Source organism: Chryseobacterium sp. DZ-32 (assembly GCF_059587025.1).
Genome location: NZ_JCAIOM010000035.1, coordinates 1 through 19700, shown reverse-complemented (window position 1 = coordinate 19700; position 19700 = coordinate 1). Strand labels below are relative to the sequence as shown.

The following is a 19700-nucleotide window of genomic DNA, read 5'->3' as shown; positions in this document are numbered from 1 at the left end:
AAAAACTAGCACAAACAATGCAACGGTTTTATTATCTCAAAAAAGGAGCTGAATTATAAAACCACTACAAGATTAGCCCTCGGAGGGGTGGATTCGAAAATTCTTTAAATTTTTGAAGACGGGGTGGTTCCGTAATGCAGCACAATAAAATCCTCCAACTCCTTCATCACCAGACTCAGATTATTCCTCACATCAAAATCACTAATCCTGAAGACCGACAACCCCAAAGATTCAAGATATTCTTCTCTTATCCCGTCATAAATCTGTTTTTCATCATGGCTTGAACCGTCTATTTCTATAATGAGGCCAAGCATTTTTACATAAAAATCAACGATATAATTTCCGATAATCCTTTGTCTGTCAAAATCAATGGTATAGAATTTTTTTGCACGGACTTTTTTCCAGAAGATCACTTCTCCCAAAATCCGGGCTTTACGTTTTTCTTTTGATAATGCTTTTAAATAGGGATTGTAGGGCAGGTTTTCAACGAAATTCCTGCGGATAGGAATTCCGTTGATGACGGTAAGAATTTCTTTCATTGTTGTGTTTTTGACCACCCCGTCTTCCAAAGTTGTTAACTTTGAAATCCACCCCTCCAAAGGAGGGGAATTGAGGTGTGTTTATTCAAATATAGTATTTAATATTAAATGATAGTCGATTTACAGTTTTCATAATTTTGCTTAAACCTTAAACCATTCTTTCCTTCCCCTCTTGCCTATATTTCCTATTTTGAATATCTTTAAAACTTCAAACATTGTTTAAAAACATAGACCTTTAAATAGTAATATGACATTCCAAGAACAGATACAGCAGGGGATTCCTAATCAGCTGCCACAACCAAAACCATACGAGACCAATATCAACCATGCTCCGAAGCGTAAAGAAATTTTAGGGGAAGAAGAGAAAAAACTGGCATTGAAGAATGCTTTACGTTATTTCGAACCTAAGTTTCATGCAGAACTGATTCCTGAATTCAAGCAGGAACTTGAAGATTACGGAAGGATTTATATGTACCGTTTCCGTCCGGATTATGAAATGAAGGCAAGACCTATTACAGACTATCCCGGAAAATCTGAGCAGGCAAAAGCCATTATGCTGATGATTCAGAATAACCTGGATTATGCAGTAGCACAGCATCCACACGAACTGATTACGTATGGTGGAAACGGAGCGGTTTTCTCCAACTGGGCGCAGTATCTGCTGACCATGAAATATTTGTCTGAAATGAGCAATGAACAGACCTTGGTAATGTATTCAGGACATCCGATGGGATTATTCCCTTCTCATAAAGACGCACCAAGAGTTGTGGTAACGAATGGTATGATGATCCCGAACTATTCAAAACCGGATGACTGGGAGAAATTCAATGCATTAGGTGTTACTCAGTATGGGCAAATGACGGCAGGAAGTTATATGTATATCGGTCCTCAGGGGATTGTTCATGGAACGACGATTACTGTGTTAAATACTTTCAGAAAAATCAAGAAAGAACCAAAAGGAGGACTTTTCGTTACTTCAGGATTAGGAGGAATGAGTGGAGCTCAGCCAAAAGCAGGGAACATTGCAGGCTGTGTTACTGTATGTGCAGAAGTGAATCCGAAGATCACGAAAATCCGTCACGATCAGAAATGGGTGAATGAAATCCATGAAGATCTTGATGCATTGGTAAAAAGAGTAAGAGAAGCACAGGCGAACAAAGAAACGGTGTCTTTGGCTTATCTTGGAAATATTGTGGAAGTTTGGGAGAAATTTGATCAGGAAGACTTAAGAATTGATATCGGATCAGATCAGACTTCCCTTCACAATCCATGGGCGGGTGGTTATTATCCTGTAGGACAAAGTTTTGAAGAATCCAATACCATGATGGCTGAAAACCCTGAGTTGTTCAAAGAAAAAGTTCAGGAAACGTTGAGAAGACATGCTGCAGCCATCAATAAACATACAGAAAAAGGAACGTATTTCTTCGATTACGGAAATGCCTTTTTGTTGGAAGCTTCCAGAGCCGGAGCTGATGTAATGGCAGAAAATCCGACATTAGGAAGAGAATTCAAATATCCGAGTTATGTACAGGATATCATGGGACCTATGTGTTTTGATTATGGTTTTGGGCCGTTCCGTTGGGTATGTTCCAGTGGAAATCCGGAAGATCTTCAGAAGACAGATGATATTGCCTGTTCAGTATTAGAAGAAATGGTTAAGAACTCTCCTGAAGAGATCCAGCAGCAGATGAAAGACAATATCCAATGGATCAAGGGAGCACAGGAAAACAAACTGGTGGTAGGTTCTCAGGCAAGAATCCTTTATGCAGACGCAGAAGGAAGAATGAAAATTGCTGAAGCCTTCAACAAAGCTATTAAAAACGGAGAAATCGGACCTGTGGTTTTAGGCAGAGACCACCATGACGTTTCAGGAACAGATTCTCCTTACAGAGAGACTTCCAATATCTATGACGGATCAAGATTTACAGCAGATATGGCCATTCACAACGTGATTGGGGACAGTTTCCGTGGAGCTACCTGGGTTTCCATTCACAATGGTGGCGGAGTAGGCTGGGGAGAAGTGATCAACGGAGGTTTCGGAATGCTCCTTGACGGAAGCGATGATGCCGACAGAAGATTAAAATCCATGCTTTTCTGGGATGTAAACAACGGAATCTCAAGAAGAAGCTGGGCAAGAAATGAAGGCGCTGTTTTTGCCATTAAAAGAGCGATGGAAGCAGAACCAAACTTAAAAGTAACCCTTCCGAACCTTGTAGACGAAAACTTATTGTAATATAAAAATTTAGCATTGGCAACCATCAACAAAAAATTGTTTTCACACCTGAACGTAGAGGATAGTGATCCTGTATGGGAGAAGTTTGCTGAGGTTGAATTTTCAAAGAAAAATATATTTACTGACAACAAAGCCTATCTTGTAGAAGATGGGCTTGTCCGTAAATACTACATCAACAGTACCTCAGATATCGACACCGAGATCTGTGCAGAATTCTACTTTCCCGGCGATATTTTTACTGTGGAAGAAAAAAGCTCTGATGCCGTTTATGAGTCCATCAACAAAGGATTGGCCTGGGAAATTACCCTGGATGAGGTGAAAAACCTGTTTGCTGTAAATCCGCACTGCCGTTTCGTACAGAACTATTATCTGAGCAGAAAACTGAATGCTGCGATGAAAAGGGAAATGCTCCTGCTGAAAAACACTCCACAGGATCTTTATGAATATCTGCTGAAGAACAAACCCCATTATATTCAAAATATTCCTCTGAAATACCTGGCTTCTTATATCGGGATTACACCTATCTCTTTAAGCAGAATCAGAAAAAGAATTTTGTAAGATGCTGGAAATTTGAAGATAATAAAAGAAGTTACTAAGACTATATCATATTGCTGAGTTTTTTTAACATAGAACGTTTATAAAATCCTTACTGTTAATTCAAAGAAAAGGCAATAGAAACTGTAGAGAAACAATCAACTTCCATCCTCCATCTTCCAACCTTAAAAACACCCCATTAATTAACTTTTGTTTATTGACTGGCCTTCCGTAAGTTTCTTCCTTTGCTGAAAAAAGAATATGGAAATACAAAAATTAAACTGGGCAGGTGTAAAACTCACTTCACATAACAAAACCATCTTAATAGATGCTGTAGAAGATTTCTCTTATTACAAACCCGTTTTGGGAGATGCTGTAGAAAATCTCATAGAATTTTCAGACCATGTACAGGCAGATTATATCCTGTTTACGCATATGCACCTTGATCATTTTGATAAAGGAGTGATCCGGAAATGCTTAAAGAAAGACGGAAAACTGATCATCTACGCAGGACTGGAGCCTATTGTAAGAAAACTTGTACCTGATGTTGAAATGATCGTTCTTGATCTTGATGAAACCTTCACAGAAAACAATATCACCTTCAAACCTGTATTTGCCATGGATGGCGTAGGAGAAATACAGTCTTCCTGGATTGTAGATGATGGTGATACTAAAATCTTTCATGGTGGAGATACCATCTGGCACAACCAGTTCTGGAAGCTCGGGAAAGAAAACCCCAATATAGATTACGCTTTCTTACCCGTAAACGGAGTAGTAGTCAATTTTGAGATCATTGGATTAGAATACAGCCCAGTTCCCGCGTCCCTCAATCTGAAAGAAGCCTTTGCTGCGGCTCATCTTCTGCACGCCAGAAAGCTGGTGCCTATCCATTACGGATTGTTTGCCCACGAGAAATGCTATATCCCTCAGGTGTTTGATGAGCAGGATTTGAAAAATATTTCTGAGGAAGTTGGACAGGAATATTTGATTTTAAAAGATGGAGCAATGCTGGTAGAATCTTAACTGATATTTGTAAGGAAAACTGTCATTCTGAGTGAAATGCAATGGAATGAAGAATCTCAACATCAATAGGAACGGGCCATAATCCTAAGCCTAGTCGAAGGAAGCCCGTTTTCTTTTGTGCGTAATATAATTGGCTTTAGCCGAAATTTAAAATTAAGTTTTGGCTTCTTTGGCCTGTGCTCTGAATGGCATCCACATAAAATTAAAGTTTCTATTTAAAAATATAGTAAAGTTTTTTTATTTTTAAAATTCAATAAAAACTAGAAATTAATATACACAAAAATGAAAAAATACCTTTTTAGCCTACTTTTCGGAACTTTATTTTCAATATCTGCTTTTGCCTGCCTGAATGGAGAAAAAATGGTTTTAGCCAATCAAGAGATACTATATGTTGATCTTGATGGTGAAGTTCCATACGGACACCAGATTGGTGGTAAAGAAGAATTAGAAGAGTTTTTGGTGAAGCTGAAAAAAGGATATGATAAGACAAAAGATGTTGATTATTTGTCGGACGAAGGATATATCTTAATTCTTTTAGGGAGATATCAGGAAGCAATTGATCTATATAGGAGGATTGAAACTTTACAACCTGGCAGATACTCTACAGCATCCAATATAGGTACAGCTTATGAGCTGATAGGAAATAATAAAGAAGCTCTGAAATGGATTGAAACCGCGGTAAAGATAGAACCTCATTCTCACTTAAAATCTGAATGGATTCACCTTAATATTTTAAAAGCTAAAATTAGTGGCAAATCTATCTCATCCACCGATCTTATTGGAAAAGATTTTGGGAATGGGAAAGCTCCTAAGTCCACATTAAGCAAGGATGATCTTCAATTGCTTAAAATGCAGATCTTTTATCAGCTGAATGAGAGAATGACTTTTGTAAAACCTAAGGATCCAATTGTAGCACAGCTTTTATTTGACCTTGGAAATATTGCTTTATTGATGAACCAGAAATATGATGCTGAAAAAAGCTATCTGCAGGCCAAAAAATATGGTTTAGAAAATCCTGTTTTAAAAGAAAGAATGAAGTTGTCTTCTCAAACACTCGTAAAAAATAAAAAAAGGATTCCCGGAAATCTGAAGGCAGCAGAAGAATTCAATTGGATAAGTATTATGTTTTCTGTTTTATCATTGATCATATCTGGTTTTATTATTTTTAAATTCAGAAAGAAAATATTCTCATGGTTTGAATAATATTGTTGATAGATGAATAAATATATAAAAGTAAATACAAATTAAGATTTTTCAGCAAGTGGAGCGTTGTCTGTTTTCCCACAGATTTTACAGATAACACAGATTTTTTTATTGGAATGACCCTTTAAAAATAACCAACGTTCAATTTTATCGTAGATAAAATCCTTGCGCCTTACAACAGAAAGTTTTTAATGTCATTTTTCGCCTTAGCGTTTTTCCAACAAAACAATTATAACATAAAAAAACTCAGTATGAAGCTGAGTTTTATTTTTTTTAACCATTAAGAATATTGAAGTGGTGAAGATCAGTTAAGAAAACATCAAAGATTTTTTTTAAGCGGTGCACTTCACCTTACTATTTTTAATAATTTAATTTTTCTTAATGATTATTTTCTTGCAGTTTCTGGAGATTTGCGTTTAGATTCCTTGCTTTGCTTGGAATGACAAAAATGCCGTTGAAATTTTATCTCCGATAAAATCCTTGCGCCTTACAACAGAAAGTTTTTAATGTCATTTTTCGCCTTAGCGTTTTTCCAACAAAACAATTATAACATAAAAAAACTCAGTATGAAGCTGAGTTTTATTTTTTTTAACCATTAAGAATATTGAAGTGGTGAAGATCAGTTAAGAAAACATCAAAGATTTTTTTTAAGCGGTGCACTTCACCTTACTATTTTTAATAATTTAATTTTTCTTAATGATTATTTTCTTGCAGTTTCTGGAGATTTGCGTTTAGATTCCTTGCTTTGCTTGGAATGACAAAAATGCCGTTGAAATTTTATCGGAGATAAAATCCTTGCGCCTTACAACAGAAAGTTTTTAATGTCATTTTGCGCCTTAGCGTTTTTCCAACAAAACAATTATAACATAAAAAAACTCAGCAATTCGCTGAGTTTTATTTTTTAAGCCATTTATTATTTCACAGCCGCAATAGCCGCCTCATAGTTCGGTTCCTGAGAAATATCCGGCACTTGTTCTTCATAGATAATATTACCTGAAGGATCTATCACCACAACTGCTCTGCTCAGAAGCCCTTTCATTGGAGAATCTACCAGTTCCACACCATAATTCCAGCCAAAGTCTGAACGGAAATCGGAAAGCATGATTACGTTTTTAATGCCTTCTGCGCCACAGAATCTTTTCTGGGCAAACGGCAGATCTTTGGAAATACAAAGGACTACCGTATTGGGAAGGTTTCCAGCCTCTTCATTGAAATGATGTACAGAAGCAGAACAAACACCAGTGTCTACACTCGGAAAGATATTCAGAATAACGTATCTTCCTTTGAAGGAATCCAGGGTCTGGTCATTCATATTCACATCGGTAAGGGTAAATTTAGGAGCCGGCTTATTCAGTGCCGGCAATTTGGCATAAGTATGAACTTCTTTCCCGCCCATTAAAACTGTATTGATCGCTTTAGATTTTTGAGCAAAGCCCACCGCAGAGAAGAATAGCAGTGTGCCGCAAACTAATTTTGAAAACATGAAATTTATTTTTAAGCTAAATTATTCTTTTTTCAGGAGCTAAGATTAATTTTAATTCAAATAGATCGAATCTATTGTCAGATTATTTTTTTCAACACAATTTACTTTTACCTTTATATTATAAAATGTAGTAGTTTCAAAGGTGTCATTCTGAATGAAATAAAATGTAATGAAGAATCTCATATAGTAGATTATCATTAAGATTCTTCCTTCGTCAGAATGACAAAAGTCAGATAGTCTGACTTTTGAAACAATCTCAATCTTATCACATAAAAAAATAGAAAGATTTATGAGTTCAGAAAATACAGCATCATTTCATCACAGCATTTTTAAAGGAGAAAACGAAATTCCGGAAGAATATAAAGTTCCGGTCATCCATCAGAGAACCTATCTTTTGAATGGAGAACTGGTAGAGTGGAAAGGAGATGTCACGGAAATTTATTCCCCGGTATGCATCCCCACAGAAAACGGATTGGAAAGAAAACTTCTGGGAAGTATTCCGAATATTGGTCCGAACGAGGCGATGGAAGTTCTCGAAGCTTGTGTAAAAGCCTATGATAACGGTCTTGGTGAATGGCCTACCATGTCTGTGGAAGGACGTATCAAATGCATGCAGAAATTCGTATATCTGATGATCCAGCAGAGAGATCTGGTTATCAGGCTACTAATGTGGGAAATCGGAAAGACACTGGCCGATTCTACCAAAGAGTTTGACCGTACTGTAGATTATATCAACCAAACCATTGATGCATTAAAAGATCTTGACAGGGAATCTTCCCGCTTTCAACAGGCAGAAGGAACCATTGCACAGATCAGAAGGGCTCCGCTTGGCGTGGTGTTAAGTATGGGACCTTTCAATTATCCTCTCAATGAAATTTTTACCACATTGATTCCGGCTCTGATCATGGGAAATACCATCCTTTTTAAACTGCCGAAACATGGTGTCCTTGCTCATTATCCTTTATTAAACGCATTCAAGGAAGCATTCCCGAAAGGAACGGTGAATACATTATATGGAAAAGGATCAGAAATCATCACTCCGATTATGGAAAGCGGGAAAGTAAACGTTCTGGCTTTTATCGGATCCAGTAAAGTGGCTAACGGATTAAAAAAACTACACCCGAAAGTGAACCGTTTAAGAGCTATTCTGAGTCTGGATGCTAAAAATGCAGCCATCGTTACCAAAAATGCGAATCTTGATGTTGCGGTGAGTGAGTGTATTTTAGGAGCACTTTCTTTTAATGGGCAGCGTTGTACAGCATTGAAGCTGATATTCGTTCAGAAAGAAGTGGCATTGGAGTTTACCGAGAAATTAAGTGCCGCTGTCTCTGCCTTAAAGGCCGGGCTGCCATGGGAAAAAGATGTGAAAGTAACACCGCTTCCGGAAGTGAACAAACCTGCTTATCTGAAAGAATGTATTGATGATGCTTTACAGAAAGGAGCAGCAGTCTTGAATAAAGATGGAGGTTACACCGATGAATCTTTTGTTTTTCCAGCCGTAGTATATCCTGTAAACAGTGATATGAAGCTGTATCATGAGGAACAGTTTGGCCCTGTGATTCCTGTTGTTCCCTTCGAAGATATAGAAGAGCCTATAGAATATCAGGTGAATGCCTCCCACGGAATGCAGGTAAGTATTTTCAGTGAAGATCCTCATGAAGTAGCAAGACTGATTGATCCTTTTGTAAATCTTGTAAGCCGTGTCAATATCAACTGTCAGGCACAAAGAGGTCCCGATGTTTTTCCATTTACCGGAAGAAAAGACAGTGCGGAAGGAACACTTTCTGTTTTTGATGCGCTCCGTTCATTCTCTATCAGGTCTCTGGTGGCGGCAAAGCTGACAGATTCCAACAAAGAGCTGCTGAATACGATTGTAAGGGAACATGATTCTAACTTTTTAAGCACAGATTATATTTTCTGATTCTGACCAGCATTATATTTAACATAAAATAAAATCCTCAATAAACACCTTGATTTGTTGAGGATTTTTTTAACTTAATACCGGAAATTAAAGTTTTGTGTTATAATAGGATGGTGTTTTTTAGAGATGTCATCTAATGATCAGTGTGTAAATCATGTCTTCACCCGAAAAAGAATTTTTAGAGAAAATTGAAAAGCACAAAGGTGTTATTTTCAAGATCTCTAAAATGTATATGGATAATAAGGACGACCAGAATGACCTCTACCAGGAGATCATTTACCAGGCCTGGAAATCATACGCTGATTTTCAAAAGAGAAGTGATTTCTCCACATGGCTGTACAGAACTGCGCTCAACACAGCCATTGTTTTTTTGAGAAGTGAAAAAAAACGTAGTTTTATACAAAATCAGAATGTGGATGGGCTGAGTGCCAGGCAGGAACCTTATAATGATACTGATGATATGAATATGAAGAGGATGTATGAAGCCATCCATCAGTTGAGCCCCATTGATAAAGCCCTCATATTTTTCTTTTTAGAGGGGTTTTCGGGAAAAGAGATTGCTGTACAACTGGGAATTACTGAAGTGAATACACGCGTAAAGCTGAAGAGGGCAAAAGAAAAGCTGAAAGAGATTATTGCCGGACAAGGTGCAGATTCCCATTAAAAATGACACTATGGAGTTAGAAAACTTTAAAGAACTTTGGAATAAAGATACAGGACACGGATCCCCTGAAATTTCTCTGGAAAAACAGAAGGAAATACATTCCCCGTTGGAGATGCTGAAAGTGAATATGCAAACTGAATTCTGGCTGATGATTATAACACTGCCTTTGCTCTTAACAGGTGTTCCATTGGCTTCTGATGATTCTAATATTAAAACCATTTCAATATTTGTCACGATTCTGACCGTTGCTATTATTATTTATTTTTATTCCCGCTTCCTGAAATTGTATAAGCTGCTTGGAAAAAACAGCATCAATACCAATTATGACTTGTTTAATCTGAGAACGCAGCTCCTCATATCGAAAGAAATTTATATTTCCTATTATATTGCTTATATTCCTCTTGGGTTTCTGTTGTCTCTGATCAAAATTAATTTTCATTTTGATAGGGAATATAACCTGGCTATTTTCGGGATCAGTCTTCTGATTACCCTTCTGTTGATCGCCTTTATTATCAAATACTGGATCTATTATATGTACGGAAGATATATTGATGACGTGGTGCGTCTGGTGGATGAGCTTAACGGAATTGAAATAAGTCCAAAACCTGAAAAGAAAATGACATGGTTTGAACGTTCACAGAGATTTTTTATGAATAAAATGGGAATTAAAGGAAATATTCTGAATACCATGATATGGTTTGTATCCATGTATTTTTTTATCATTTTATTGCTGACCGTTGTTCTGCTGATCATTATCATAGTGGGAGCAAAATTTGATTTTCTGGATATCGGTTCATTACAGCGAGCTTTAAATAAACTGAATTAGAAATGACTGTATCTTCTGTAAAATTTCTATCTTTAGAACATTGAGTTGTAAAAAAATATTACATGGATGATTTTAAAAATCAGATGTATTCTATAGAAGAATTTCTGGAGCTTGTAAAGAACAAGCAGGACAGGAAAGCAGCCTTCGACCCGGAATATAATTATGCAGTTTATTCTTCAGCAGACGAATTTAAGCCCGGAATGAAAATTTTTATCGGAGATCCTTTGGATATTGGTGGGGATGATAATGAAATCTTACCTGATTTTGTTTTTCATAACAAGCTCCATTATATGTGTTCGGATGAAAATATTCAGGATGTGGTGGATCTTGCTTTCAGACAGCGTGCTGATATTAGCTCTTCTCAGCTTATCACTGCCCTGAACCATTATCTGGAAAAAGATGATTTCTTTGATTTTAAATAATAAAAGAATTAGATACATAAAAACAATAACCTGATGTTAAAAATTTCAGGTTATTGTTTTTTTACGTAACATTTTTACTTTATCCTACTAACTGATCAGGTCAGGAAAAAAATTATTTCGACTCATGCTATTCCGGGGAAATAGTAAAAAGCTTAAAAAACACACAATGAGACCTGGCAGTATTTTCTGTCAGGTTTTTTTATTTCTTTTGTAAAAATCTGTAACAATTTTTTTAAACGAAAACTAACTCTATAGAGTAAATGCCCATGACCTCATTAGAACAAGAGTTTATAAGTCAGATTGAAAAGCATAAAGGAATTCTGTTTAAGATTTCTAAAATGTATATGACTGAAAAGGATGACCGCGATGATCTTTTTCAGGAGATTACCTATCAGCTTTGGAAAGCATTTCCGGGTTTCAGAGGTGAAAGTGAATTTTCAACATGGCTATACAGAATTGCTTTGAATACAGCTATTATTTTCCTGAGATCAGAAAAGAGAAGAAGCTTTATCGCCCATGAAGACTTTTCTAACCAAATTATTATTCAGGAAGACTATGATTACCGTAAAGAAGAGCGCCTGGCTGAAATGTATCAGGCTATTCATCAGCTTAATCCTATCGACAAGGCCTTTATTTTTTATTATCTGGAGGATTTTTCAGGAAAACAGATTGCAGAACAGATGGGAATTTCAGAGGGCAATGCAAGAGTGAAAATGAACCGGGCAAAAAATAAACTTAAAGATATCTTAAGCCAAATAAAAACCAACCAACATTAAAATCAGTAATCCAATGAATATCGATGAATTGAAAAATACCTGGAACGAAGATATTGTGGAGGAAACTCCTGAAATAAGTATAGAACAGAGGAATAAATTACATCTCCCCCTGGAAAAGATACGTAAAAACATGCGTGTGGAATTCTGGTGGATGATAGGAATCTTTGTCTTTGCTTTTCTGGTGTGCTCTGTGTGCAGACCATTTAAACTTCAGTTGTATATAACAGTTTTGATTGCCTCCATGCTTTTGGTTACCGTTTTCTTTTTCAGTAAGTTCTTTACATTGTACAATGAAATCAGTAATCCCGCTCCAAAAACCTATGATTCTTTGAAAGATCTCGTGATGCAGCTCAATCTTAACAAACAGTATTACCTCTCATACTACATCAGCTTTGCCCCATTTCTGGTATGTGAAATCCTGATTGTTCTGGAGTTTATCCCGTGGCCAAAACCTTTGAGTGAATTGAAGATTGCGGTGATCTTAATTAGTACAGTAACCGTAGGATTATTTTTGCTTTATATTGTAGGAAGGTTCTGGTATAAACGCTACTATGGAAGATATATCCAATATATTGAAGATCTTTTAGAAGAATTAAAAAGATAGAAAAGGTTTCGGCGGGCTGAAAGCCCGCCGGATCAATATTCATTACTTACTTTTATTTTCTTTTTCTTTTGCTATTTCGTTTATTATCCAATCCAGTTGCGGATCTTTTTGATCAATAATATCCTGCATATTTTCAATAATAGTAACGTCCGGAACAACCCCTTTCCGTGAATCTGAAAAATTAATATTAGGCTGCACCAAAAGCAGTCCTATCGGAAATCTGATTTCAGAATTGGGCAGCTTCTGGTAGGAATAAAATCCGGCCACAGTTCCGTCATTGGCTCCACCGGTTTCCTCTCCCACAAGCGTTGCTCTTTTATCATTCTTAAGTTTGGCGGTGATAATAGAAGATGCCGAGAAGCTCCCTCCGTTAATCAGTACAAAAACTTTTCCATGGAAAGCTTCCTTTTTAGGCTTTGTAGGCTTGTCAGCCTTCATCTTGTAGAATACTTTTCCATCCTTTTTATAGGTGCTGAAAGTCTGCGCAAGAAAATAACTCGGATAGGCAATACTTTTAAGAGCATACTCTAAAGGAGTACTTTTTCTGAAGTAATTGGTGCGTAAAGGCGCATTTCTTGAAGTTAGCTGAGAGGGTTTAATCAGAGTAAACGGTGCATCAGCTAAATACGAATACAGATTATTGATTTCATATAATGAACCGCCGTAGTTGTTTCGGACATCTATGATGAGGTAGGAAGATTTTGAATGATTGATGCTGGCAAAAGCTTTTTTATAAAACTTATCTGAGTAATCCCTTGAGAAGCTTTTTACCTTAATATAAGCAATAGTACTGTCTTTGTCCAGAAACCGGAAACTTCTGTTATAAGAATTACTCGAAGCTACATAATCATTCAGTTTCTTTTCCGGGGTCTTTTTCTGCATCTCCTTATCCTTTTCAAGATCAGAATCGGACTTCGTTTCGCGGGTTAAAGTATACGTTCTTTTTTTACCATTATAAAGGGTTTCAAGAGTAGCTTTGCTGTCAAAACCATTTTCTGCAGTATAAAAATTAAAGAAAAGATCTTTTAAAAAATACGGATGGAAAGTGGTATTATCACCATCACTGCTGATCAGGCTTCTGTACTTTTTGATATAATCAGATACAGGTACATTATTGATGGATAAAATTTCAGTTCCCGGCTTTATATGCTCAATAGAGTCTTTGTTTTGGATGATATACATTCGGTCTCCCGATATATAATATTCAAAACGGCTGAACATTCCTTTTTGATGTTCCAGTCTTTTAATTTCTTCTTTCGTAAATTTCTTTCTGGGAATTCTCAATGAAAGATGTCCTTCACGAATTCCGGCAATGACAGGCTGAAGTTTGAAATAAAACTGAAGTGGGGTAAGAGATTCGGTGATCGTTTGCTTGAGACTGTCAAATTTACGCTCCAGTTCCTTTCTGGGAATATACCAGTATAATTGAGGGTGCATTTGCTGTAATTTTGAATACGCAAAGTCCACATCCTCTTTAAGTTGCTCCGGTGGAATACATGAAGCCCGCTGTTCGTTGTGTTTTTTTACAGAGGCACAAGACGAAAAAATAGCGAGAAGAAATATTACCGAATAATTTTTCAATGTATCTGAGTTTTTTTAGGGTGCTAAAATAAAAAGTTTAAAATTAATCCCGACTTAAATGAATAATAAATTTTTAAAATACATGATAAATTTAGTTAAAAAATGGAGTAAAATGGAATATATTTTCATTTAAAAACAAAAGTCAATACATTTGATATTTATTTTGTACAGATGATTTACTGGATTATTACGAGTATAGCTGTTTTAACGGTTACCTTTTTTATCGTGATCAATATGAAGGCGTTTGGCGGCGTGCCAAAAGGGAAAAGACTAAAGCGCATCAGGCAGTCGAAACTCTATAAAAACAGACAATTCCAGAATATCAGCCATACACCTTCCCTTACAGAAGGCTACAAAATGTCAAAAGTGACTTATGATTTCTTTTTAGGAAAAAAAGATCCGCTGCTGAAACCTTTGAAAGAAATTCCATCTCTTCATACCAATCTGAAAAATATTGATAAAAATAAGGATGTATTGATCTGGTTAGGACATTCATCTTATTATCTGCAGACTGATGGAGTTTCCTTTTTAATAGATCCTGTCCTGAGTCTTTATGGTTCACCTTTCAAATACTTTAATAAAGCTTTCAAAGGATCAGATATTTTTAAACCTGAAGATATTCCGAATATTGACTATCTTGTGATAACGCATGATCATTTTGACCACCTGGATTACCCAACTGTAAAATCTATCGTAGAAAGAACAGGAATGGCCATTATTCCTTTAGGAGTAGGGGCACATCTGGAAAGATGGGGTTATCCTGAGAGCAAACTTATTGAAGAAGAATGGGGAACAGAAGTTGCCCTGGAAAATAATATAAAAATTGTCTTTACTCCTGCCAGACATTTTTCCGGCAGAAGGGTAAGGCAGAATGATACGCTATGGAGTTCCTATGTTCTGATAACACCTACAAAAAGAATTTTCTTAGGCGGAGATAGTGGCTATGATTCTCATTTTAAAACAATAGGCGAACAATATGGCCCTTTCGATTATGCTGTTCTTGAGAATGGACAATATGGAGAGGCATGGAGGTATATCCATACATTGCCGGAAGATGTTATTCAGGCTGCTATTGATCTTAAAGCAGAACGAATTATCCCGGTTCATGCTGCCAAATTTGCATTGGCACTTCATCCGTGGAATGAACCTTTACAAAAGATAACGGCTCTTGGAAGAGAAAAAAAACTGAACATCCTCACTCCGATGATCGGAGAGGTCGTAGATCTGAATCAGTCAGAACAAAAGTTTACAGCCTGGTGGGAAAGCTGATCAGGCATGCCAGATTTCTTTATATCTTGCAGGATGATTTTCAAACTGTTGTCTTACAAAATCACATTCCGGGTCTACAAGCAAATCTTTTTCTTCTGCGTAGCGTACAAGTTCATCCAGCAATAGTTTAGCGTATCCTTTTCCCTCACGCTCTTCGTCAAGTTTCGTATAATATACAATAAGCAGTCTTCCGTCAACCTCTATAGACATATAACCTGCCTTTTTTTCATCGATAAGTAGCTGCAATTCATCCTGATATTGAGATACCTGAAACTTTATATTTTCCATAACAATGTAAGATTTGGTTGATCAAAAATAATTTGAGAAAATTTCTTTAAAAACATTCTCTTCATTAAAATTACGAAATTAAACTATATGAAATAATAATTTATGGGAATCTTAACGAATTTTATAACATAAGTGGATAAAAGATAAAAGATAAAAGATAAAAGATATTACCATTAAATATCTGTATGCCAGGATCAATAGAGATGGGCTTAGCCCGCCACACGATATATAATTCTCTACGGCTTTTAGACGAAACTTAAATATGTGTTTTTATAAATCTGCCATGTGTTGATTATTAATGTGTAATAGGGTTGTTACTTAATAATTCTTAGGATATAATCATAACCTTAAAATAATTAATGTTTAAGAATTTAATAAAAAATACAGAAAATAATTCAAAGATAATCAGTTGTTTGTGGTTTTTTTTAACAAATATTAGTATTTGTAATTAATAATTGGCACTTTAATTGACTATCACTTGGTAATTATTTTTAAAGTGGAATGAAATGAAAAAGTTAATATTAACAGCATTATTGGTTGGGACATTCAGCTTAAGTTATGCCCAGTCAGATTATTATAATGATTACAGAAGGAGTATCTCTGATATCAACTGGCAAAGAGTAATTACTGATCTTGTGCTTTCAACAACACAGGCTAATCAGATTTATGTGTTAAATGACAGATATCGTGATTATGATACCTGGAATAGAGTGTATGTGGTGGAACCGGGAAGATGGAGAAACGACCGTTATTCAGAGCTGGAAAGAATTCTGGGTAGAGAAAAGTATATCCTCTTTAAAAAGAAATATTACAGAGGTCAGAATCCGGTAATCGTCTATGGAAGAAACAAAAACGATTATAAAAAATACCGTAAACAACAGGAAAAGTATTATAAAGATCAGGAGAAATACTATAAAAAACAAAATAAACACCGCGGTCACGGACATGACGGTGATTGGGATTAAACCCATTATCAACTCTATCACTTATAACGGCTGACATTTTTTGTCAGCCATTTTATTTTTCAATATCTGATGTGATTTTAATTTGTTTGATTTTTATAACTTTGATCTATGGAATCACACGAGTCACTCAAAGGTTTTTATGAAAGAAATGCTCCCAATCTGGCATCGCAGTGTATCGGGGTCAGTAAAATGGGACACTTCAATGTGTTTTCACGGGAATACTGTTCTCCTCTTACCCCATACAGCAGGAGAGATTATTATAAGATTTCTTTAATTATAGGAAAGGGAAAGCTTCATTATGCTGATAAATGGATCAAAGTAGACCGTCCTGCATTATTGTTTTCCAATCCCATTATTCCCTATTCCTGGGAAGCGGATGATGAGGACCAGAAAGGCTGGTTCTGCCTGTTTACAGATCAGTTTCTGCATAACGGAAGCCGTATGGGAAACCTTCAGGATTCTCCGCTGTTCAAGATCGGAGGAACTCCTGTTTTCTTTGTAAATGAAGAACAACAGAAAATACTTGCTGAGATCTATACCAAAATGATGACGGAGATCCAGTCAGATTATATTCACAAATATGATATGTTGAGAGCATATCTTCATCTGATGATTCATGAGACGATGAGAATGCAGCCGGCAGAAAATTTCGAACCTTATCAGAATGCTTCACAAAGAGTAGCTTCATTATTTATGGAACTGTTGGAAAGGCAGTTTCCTATCGACAGCCCTGAGGCCTTTTTGAAATTAAAAACGCCGAATGATTATGCCCGGAGTCTTTCCATTCATGTGAATTCTTTGAACCGTTCGGTAAAAGAGATTACAGGAAAAACAACCAGCCAGCAGATCACCGCAAGGATTATTCAGGAAGCCAATGCCTTACTGACACATACGGATTGGAATATTGCTGAGATTGCCTACGGATTAGGTTTTGAAGAACCCGCTTATTTCACCAATTATTTTAAAAAACAAACCGGAATTACTCCCAATGCCTTAAGAATGGATGTTGTTTGAATTTTATAATTCTTAGTTTGAATTCTATATCAGGGTTGACTTCCTGATGTTCTAATTTTGTCATGTAAAATTAAATCATACCTATCATGAAATTTAAAAAATTAGGAAACACAGAAGAACAGTTATCAGCAATTGGTTTAGGATGTATGGGAATGAGTTTCGCATATGGTCCTACCGACGAGCAGGAAAGTATCAATACCCTGCACAGAGCTTTGGATTTAGGAGTTAACTTTTGGGATACGGCAGATATGTATGCCAATGGAGAAAATGAAAAACTGATTTCTAAAGTTTTAGTACCGAACAGGGATAAGATTTTCATTGCTACCAAATTCGGATTCAGGTTTAAAGATGGTAAGGCAAGCCACAGCGGTGCTCCGGGAACTTATTTCGACGGCTCTCCGGAATGGATAAGACAGGCCGTGGATTTAAGCCTTCAAAGATTAAAGATTGATACAATCGACTTGTATTATGCACATAGAGTAGATCCGAATGTTCCTGTAGAAGAAACGGTAGGAGCAATGGCAGAATTGGTAAAGGCAGGAAAAGTGAAATATCTTGGATTGTCTGAAGCTTCGGCAGAATCTATCAGAAAAGCCAATAAAATTCACCCTATTGCAGCATTGCAGTCAGAATACTCTATCCTTACGAAAGATGTTGAAAATGAGATTTTACCAACCATCAGAGAACTGGGAATTTCTTTGGTTCCTTATTCGCCGTTAGCAAGAGGACTCTTTACCAATATCTATGATGCACAAAATCTGGGTGATGACGATTTCAGAAAATCATTACCGCGTTATCAGCAGGAATATCTTGAAAATAATACTAAGCTGGCTAACGAAATCAACGAATTTGCAGCTTCCAAAGGAGTGAAAGGAACCCAGCTTGCCTTAGCCTGGGTATTGAACCAGGGAGATGATATCATTCCGATTCCGGGTACAAAACGAATCAAATATCTGGAAGAAAATATTGCAGCCGTCAATATAGAACTTTCTCAATCAGATCTGGATACCATTGATGCCATCCTGAAAAAATACCCTAATGTAGGAGAAAGATACAATGAAGGTTCAATGAAACTGGTGAACAATTAAAAACTATGTTAGATAAAAACTGAGCTTCTTACAATAAAAAGAGCTCAGTTTTTTTGTTTTTATATTTAAAAGGAGTTCGACTATGAACAGAAGAGAATTATTAAAGAACGGATTATTGGCAGGAACATTGAGCATGATTCCTTTCTCCGGCTTAATGGCACAGTCTCAAACAACTGTTGAAAAAACAGGAGACGATCTTTCCGGATTTAAAAAACTGCAGCTTGGTGAGCTTGAACTATTTGTTCTTACGGACGGATATATCCATGAAGAAAACCTGAATTCATTTGCACCAAGAGGCACTGTTTCAGAATTGAAATCAATCCTTAAAGATAATTTCAGACCGGAGAATTATATTGATATGGCGATGAATATTCTATTGGTTAAGACAAAGAATAAACTCATCTTATTGGATACCGGAATGGGAATTTTTGCCGATGAAAGAAGCGGATTTTTATTGAAAAGCCTTCAAAAAGCAGGATTTTCTCCAAAAGATGTTACCGATGTCTTTATCTCTCACGCCCATCCGGATCACATCGGCGGAGTAGTGGATAAACAAAATCAGTTTATTTTCTCCAATGCCGATATTTTCATCTCTAAAACAGAACATGATTTCTGGATGAAAGCTTCCATCAAAGATTTCAGTAACAGTGCACTGAAAACACAACCTGAATTTCTTAATCAGATTATTCCTGCAATTCAGAATATTTTGAAAACGATTCAGCCCAAACTGAAGTTTTATGACCTTAATAATACATTGTATGATTATTTTAGTTTCCAGTTAGCTCCTGGCCATACACCAGGCTTAACCGTTACCACCATCTCTTCAGGAAACGAAAAGCTGATCTATATTGCAGACCTTATCCATTCTGATGTTATCTTGTTTCCACACCCTGAATGGGGCTATTTCGGAGATACAGATCTGGATATCGCAACAGCTTCAAGAAAAAAATTCCTTCAACAACTGGCAGATACCAGAATCAGAGCGTTTGCTTACCATTTACCCTGGCCGGGCCTTGGTTACACAAAAAAGAAAACATCCGGCTTTGAATGGTTTCCGGAAGGTTTTATGAATTAGGGAATAGGTTGCAGATAGCAGATCGTAGGTTGCAGGTGAGAGAAAAAGAGGATTAGGGATAAGGAATACGTTACCTGGATTAATAAATAGGTGCTCAGTATTCCCCTCCTCCGGAGCTAATCTTGTAGTGGTTTTATAATTCAGCTCCTTTTTTGAGATAATAAAACCGTTGCATTGTTTGTGCTAGTTTTT

The 19700-nt window shown here is 36.5% G+C and carries 19 protein-coding genes; 15 read left to right on the top strand and 4 right to left on the bottom strand.

Going from position 1 to position 19700, the window contains the following annotated elements:
* Nucleotides 1-104: 104 nt before the first annotated feature.
* On the bottom strand, nt 105-539 hold the full coding sequence (locus AC59HC_RS22835) for an endonuclease domain-containing protein (protein WP_496559436.1): 435 nt from the start codon (nt 537-539) through the stop codon (nt 105-107).
* Nucleotides 540-786: 247 nt separating this feature from the next.
* On the opposite strand from AC59HC_RS22835, the gene hutU reads away from it, so the two are divergent.
* The 4 genes from hutU (at nt 787) to AC59HC_RS22815 (ending at nt 5532) form a co-directional block, all read left to right on the top strand.
* Nucleotides 787-2772, top strand: a complete 1986-nt coding sequence (gene hutU / locus AC59HC_RS22830; RefSeq protein WP_496559435.1) for a urocanate hydratase — start codon at nt 787-789, stop codon at nt 2770-2772.
* 15 nt (nt 2773-2787) lie between these two features.
* Nucleotides 2788-3330: a Crp/Fnr family transcriptional regulator gene (locus AC59HC_RS22825; RefSeq protein WP_062671884.1), complete on the top strand. Its 543-nt coding sequence runs from the start codon at nt 2788-2790 to the stop codon at nt 3328-3330.
* 237 nt (nt 3331-3567) lie between these two features.
* Nucleotides 3568-4329, top strand: coding sequence for an MBL fold metallo-hydrolase (locus AC59HC_RS22820; protein ID WP_411412895.1), 762 nt, complete (start codon nt 3568-3570; stop codon nt 4327-4329).
* Between the two features lie 282 nt (nt 4330-4611).
* A complete protein-coding gene (locus tag AC59HC_RS22815) occupies nt 4612-5532 on the top strand; it encodes a tetratricopeptide repeat protein (protein ID WP_343638884.1) in 921 nt (306 codons plus the stop codon).
* Between the two features lie 913 nt (nt 5533-6445).
* Here the strand turns inward: AC59HC_RS22815 and tpx are convergent.
* Nucleotides 6446-7015, bottom strand: coding sequence for a thiol peroxidase (gene tpx / locus AC59HC_RS22810; protein ID WP_171006332.1), 570 nt, complete (start codon nt 7013-7015; stop codon nt 6446-6448).
* A 289-nt stretch (nt 7016-7304) separates the two neighbouring features.
* Between tpx and AC59HC_RS22805 the strand changes: the two genes are divergently transcribed.
* From AC59HC_RS22805 to AC59HC_RS22780, 6 genes are all read left to right on the top strand, one after another.
* A complete protein-coding gene (locus tag AC59HC_RS22805) occupies nt 7305-8936 on the top strand; it encodes an NADP-dependent glyceraldehyde-3-phosphate dehydrogenase (RefSeq protein ID WP_496559434.1) in 1632 nt (543 codons plus the stop codon).
* Nucleotides 8937-9090: 154 nt separating this feature from the next.
* On the top strand, nt 9091-9600 hold the full coding sequence (locus tag AC59HC_RS22800) for an RNA polymerase sigma factor (protein WP_330746860.1): 510 nt from the start codon (nt 9091-9093) through the stop codon (nt 9598-9600).
* Between the two features lie 10 nt (nt 9601-9610).
* A complete protein-coding gene (locus AC59HC_RS22795) occupies nt 9611-10426 on the top strand; it encodes a hypothetical protein (RefSeq protein ID WP_496559433.1) in 816 nt (271 codons plus the stop codon).
* 62 nt (nt 10427-10488) lie between these two features.
* Complete coding sequence (locus AC59HC_RS22790) at nt 10489-10848, top strand: DUF7716 domain-containing protein (RefSeq protein WP_330746858.1); 360 nt, start codon at nt 10489-10491, stop codon at nt 10846-10848.
* A 266-nt stretch (nt 10849-11114) separates the two neighbouring features.
* Nucleotides 11115-11624 (top strand): RNA polymerase sigma factor, encoded by a 510-nt coding sequence (locus tag AC59HC_RS22785; protein ID WP_110010415.1) that lies wholly within the window; start codon nt 11115-11117, stop codon nt 11622-11624.
* Nucleotides 11625-11637: 13 nt separating this feature from the next.
* Nucleotides 11638-12228 (top strand): hypothetical protein, encoded by a 591-nt coding sequence (locus AC59HC_RS22780; protein WP_202838568.1) that lies wholly within the window; start codon nt 11638-11640, stop codon nt 12226-12228.
* Nucleotides 12229-12270: 42 nt separating this feature from the next.
* On the opposite strand, the gene AC59HC_RS22775 is transcribed toward AC59HC_RS22780, so the two are convergent.
* The gene (locus AC59HC_RS22775; RefSeq protein WP_496559432.1) at nt 12271-13809 is read right to left on the bottom strand and encodes a S41 family peptidase; all 1539 of its coding nucleotides are present in this window, start codon (nt 13807-13809) and stop codon (nt 12271-12273) included.
* 171 nt (nt 13810-13980) lie between these two features.
* On the opposite strand from AC59HC_RS22775, the gene AC59HC_RS22770 reads away from it, so the two are divergent.
* A complete protein-coding gene (locus AC59HC_RS22770; RefSeq protein WP_496559431.1) occupies nt 13981-15078 on the top strand; it encodes an MBL fold metallo-hydrolase in 1098 nt (365 codons plus the stop codon).
* Here AC59HC_RS22770 and AC59HC_RS22765 read toward each other — a convergent pair whose 3' ends face one another.
* A complete protein-coding gene (locus AC59HC_RS22765) occupies nt 15079-15366 on the bottom strand; it encodes a GNAT family N-acetyltransferase (protein WP_062675288.1) in 288 nt (95 codons plus the stop codon).
* A gap of 506 nt (nt 15367-15872) precedes the next feature.
* On the opposite strand from AC59HC_RS22765, the gene AC59HC_RS22760 reads away from it, so the two are divergent.
* The 4 genes from AC59HC_RS22760 to AC59HC_RS22745 all read left to right on the top strand — a co-directional run bounded on the left by AC59HC_RS22760 (nt 15873) and on the right by AC59HC_RS22745 (nt 19508).
* Nucleotides 15873-16331, top strand: coding sequence for a hypothetical protein (locus AC59HC_RS22760; protein WP_202838571.1), 459 nt, complete (start codon nt 15873-15875; stop codon nt 16329-16331).
* A gap of 108 nt (nt 16332-16439) precedes the next feature.
* Complete coding sequence (locus AC59HC_RS22755; RefSeq protein WP_343638864.1) at nt 16440-17345, top strand: helix-turn-helix domain-containing protein; 906 nt, start codon at nt 16440-16442, stop codon at nt 17343-17345.
* Between the two features lie 86 nt (nt 17346-17431).
* Nucleotides 17432-18433 (top strand): aldo/keto reductase, encoded by a 1002-nt coding sequence (locus AC59HC_RS22750; protein ID WP_343638862.1) that lies wholly within the window; start codon nt 17432-17434, stop codon nt 18431-18433.
* An 82-nt stretch (nt 18434-18515) separates the two neighbouring features.
* On the top strand, nt 18516-19508 hold the full coding sequence (locus AC59HC_RS22745) for an MBL fold metallo-hydrolase (protein WP_496559430.1): 993 nt from the start codon (nt 18516-18518) through the stop codon (nt 19506-19508).
* Nucleotides 19509-19700: the final 192 nt, after the last annotated feature.